Source organism: Campylobacter sp. BCW_6460, from assembly GCF_001762705.1.
Classification (GTDB): Bacteria; Campylobacterota; Campylobacteria; order Campylobacterales; family Campylobacteraceae; genus Campylobacter_D; species Campylobacter_D jejuni.
On the sequence record NZ_MJXI01000026.1, the window covers coordinates 1 to 3,591 of the forward strand.

General features: G+C 27.8%; 3 protein-coding genes and 1 pseudogene. All 4 read right to left on the minus strand.

Features of this window, described 5'->3' with window-relative positions:
• Positions 1 to 380 precede the first annotated feature (380 nt).
• Positions 381 to 593: a hypothetical protein gene (locus tag AJ881_RS04790; protein ID WP_070282240.1), complete on the minus strand. Its 213-nt coding sequence runs from the start codon at positions 591 to 593 to the stop codon at positions 381 to 383.
• Between the two features lie 12 nt (positions 594 to 605).
• Positions 606 to 1,868, minus strand: a complete 1,263-nt coding sequence (locus AJ881_RS04795) for a hypothetical protein (RefSeq protein ID WP_070282237.1) — start codon at positions 1,866 to 1,868, stop codon at positions 606 to 608.
• Between the two features lie 163 nt (positions 1,869 to 2,031).
• The gene (locus AJ881_RS04800; RefSeq protein WP_070282235.1) at positions 2,032 to 2,835 is read right to left on the minus strand and encodes a hypothetical protein; all 804 of its coding nucleotides are present in this window, start codon (positions 2,833 to 2,835) and stop codon (positions 2,032 to 2,034) included.
• Positions 2,836 to 2,848: 13 nt separating this feature from the next.
• A pseudogene (locus AJ881_RS09695) lies at positions 2,849 to 3,591 on the minus strand (bacteriophage T4 gp5 trimerisation domain-containing protein); the annotation flags it as partial.

Sequence of the window (3,591 nt, forward strand, 5' to 3'; positions counted from 1 at the left end):
AAATATAGAAATTCAATAGAAGAAGAGAAGTTTAGTTAAAAGTTTGTTGGGTAAGCCACAAGGAGAAATTCACCCCCAAAGGGGCAAGGCTAATAAGCCTTGACAGTAATTATACAAATTAGTATAATTATAAGTATGAGTCGTGTCATATAGTTCACCCCCTTTCTAGGGTGTGATTATGCCACAGGGTTGCAGCCTTGTGGCAAAACCCTTAATGCAATTATACCAAACAAACTCTTTAACTTCTGAAACAATTTATGAAAGATTTTTGTATAAGTTTTAATATTTTATATGAAAATTTAGGTGTAAGCTATAAACAAGAAGCCTTTCGAGCTAGCTAAGAATACTTGCTTTAGTTAGGAACCTCCTACTTCTAAGCGTTAGCGAAAGTAGGAGTAATTTACAGTTTTCATTGTTTTAAAATTTTTCTCTTTGTTATTAATAGATAATTTTGATATATCACATCCATCCCAAAAAATAAGCTCTAAAGGGCGTTGTAAAAAATGATAAGTTAAGTTTGTAAAAATAATCAAAACTACAAGCACACCACAAGGTATATAAAATCTTTTAAGTTTGTAAAAAGGTTTTTTCATGGATGCTCATATTTATTTTAAATTAGCTTTTTCTAGCATTTTATTGTCCCAACCTTTTGGTAAATCTTTTATGCTTGGATAATAAGGGCGTAAAAGTTCTATATAAACTCCTTTCTGATAGGAAAGCTCAAAATAATACTTTCCTAAAGCAGAAGGGATAAGCTTTGCATCTCCGTGATAATTTCCATCAGAATAGACAAAATTAGGGCTATAAAAAGGGCTTCTAGGAGAAATATATGGGCTTTGTTGAATTGGTTGCACTCCTATTTCATCATAAGCAAAATAATCATATATGCTAAATTTAAAAATACCATTATTGCCAAAGCCATAATCATAATAATCATTAAAATAACCATTTTCTCCTTCAAATCCCATATCAAGCAATATTTTTTCATAACGCTTATTTATTTCTTCGTTTAAATTTTTATAATCTATTTTTGTGTCATCCATATAAGCTGCAGGATTAAAAAGAAGCTTGGTTTCATCTTGAAACAAACCATAAGAAAGCTCTAATAAGAAATCTTTTAAACTCCAAACCAAATCAGCATAAAAATACTCATCATCAAAAGTGATTAAATAATCTTCATCTTTTTTATTTTGTTTTGCTAAATAATCAAGCATAGCAAGCAATATTGGATTTTTTTTAATATAACTTTTATCTTTAAAATTATTAGCTTGTTCTTTTGTAAGAATGCCAACTTCTCCTAATTGATCATAAATTTCATCACTAAATACGAAAGGTTTTATGCCATAGTCTTTATTGATTGCATCAATATAATTTTTTATTATCATTGTGTTTTTACTATAAAGTTCTTTCACATAGGAAATGATTTGTTCTTGGCTTAAAATTTGAGTGTCTTTTTCTATTTTGCATTGATACTCTAAATTATTTGGACTTTCAAAATAATAACCCCCATCCATACCATCATAAAATTTAGGTTTAATATAATTAGGATTTTTATTAGCAAGCCATAAAGGATTTTTTATCTTTTTAACTTCTTCTTCTAAATTTTCAAATTTAGTGGCTATGTATTTTGGGATGAGTTTGTTGCCTTTTTTATCAAAAACAATTTTACCAAGATATATGCCAAATTTTGGATTATAGCATTCAAGCTCATTCATATCATTAAATTTCCAAAAATATTGCTCGCTAGGACAAATATTATTATAACTTTTTATGTTTGTATTTATGGCTAAATAAATAGCATAAGGTTCTTTTCTGGTTTGTAAGAAATCTTTATGTTTTTCTACATCTGGTAAAGGTGGTGGAGTCATTATAATTTAATTTCCTTTCTGAAATAATATGCCACAATCCTAGAATCTAACTCACTTGGCTGAACATAGTATAAAGGACTTGGCAAGAGATCTAATTTGGGATTTAAAAATTTCCAACTTCCATAATATGTGCGATTTTTTAAACACTTCTTTGTTTCATCTTCTATTTGCATTCATCTAAAGCCCTTTGGGTTTCATTTAGGAGATTTTCCATATCAATTAATATTTTTTTATAAATATTTCTCTTTAAATCATCTATATTTTTTACATCTAAATTTTTAAATATTTCATAATTTTCTTTCATGTTTTTAAACATTAAGTTTCTATCTTCAAAAGAGCATAATTGAGCATTATTAGACAAAAATACATTTTGAATCAATGTTTTAAAAGAAATTGCCATACCTATATATTCTGTTCCCTTATCCAAATAACCTATGCTATCTAAATAATCATAAAAATCATCATAATGTTTTATAAATTTAAGTTTTTCTTCAAAAATTTGTTTTTCTAAATCTTTGGTAGTTGCTCTTAGGGCTAAATATTTTTGCTTTTCATTGGAAGTTGAATTTATACCGCTTATGAAATTAAGATAATTAAAATAAATTTGTTCTTTGCTATACAAAAAAATAAAAAACCCGATGTAATTTTTAAGAGAAAATTCAAAATATCTATCCTCAAATCCAAAGAATTTAGCCACCTTAAAATCAAAAATAGCCTTTTGCATTTTTGCATTTAAATCTTTAAAATCTTGATGATCATCTACAATTTTAATCATATCCTTAGGGCTTGGATTTAAAGTCATTTTTTCAAAGTTTTTAAATTCTAGTTGAACTTTAGGATAATGATACATTCCCCAATAAATCGTATATAAAGGAGAATAAAGTAATTTTGCAAGCACAGCAAGTATTATGATAAATATAATACAAGGTATATAAAATTTTTTAAGTTTGTAGAAGGGTTTATTCATTGTTTATTCTTTATTACTCTGCTTTAATCTCTCCACCTCTAACCACAAGTCCATTAGAGTCTATAGTTACTTCAACTCCACCTGCTTTAATAATAACACAATCTCCCTTAGTAACAATTTGAGTATCGCCTACTTGGTGGAGGATTTGATTGCCTGCCTTTACTTCACAATCTGTTTGAAAGTCACTATATTTAGATTCTGCAAGTTCTGTATGTTGTTTTTTAGTTTGCGTGCTTAAATTTTGTTCTGTATATATATATCAATGTAATTGTTAGTTTGCATACTAAAATGTTCTTCCGTAAAGTAATTTATTCCTTTATTAACATGAAGCTCAAGTTTTCCCTCAACCACTTCCTTTTTATTTCCCTTCACATTCCTTATCTCATCCTTATGTATGATGGTATTTTGATTAGCACCTATTTCTATGTCTTTGTTTTCTCCTACAAACTCATGAGAGTTTTTGCCACTCTTACTTTATTATCTACTCCTACATTTAAGGTATTGCTTAATCCTACTATGGTATCTTTAGATAAGCCCACATTAGTTAAGTATTCTCCTCCTACATTGACATTTTTAGCTAAGTCTATGATTTGAGTATGAACCTTTTTAATCCTTTCATTATAAATTCCATCTACCTTAGAATCTTTATCATTTAAAATTCTTTGAGTGAAATTATGCTGGACTAATTCATCATAATCCTTTTGGGCTTTTAAATAAATTTGTTCTTTATCTTTTATATTTGAGAGGGTAAGTTCA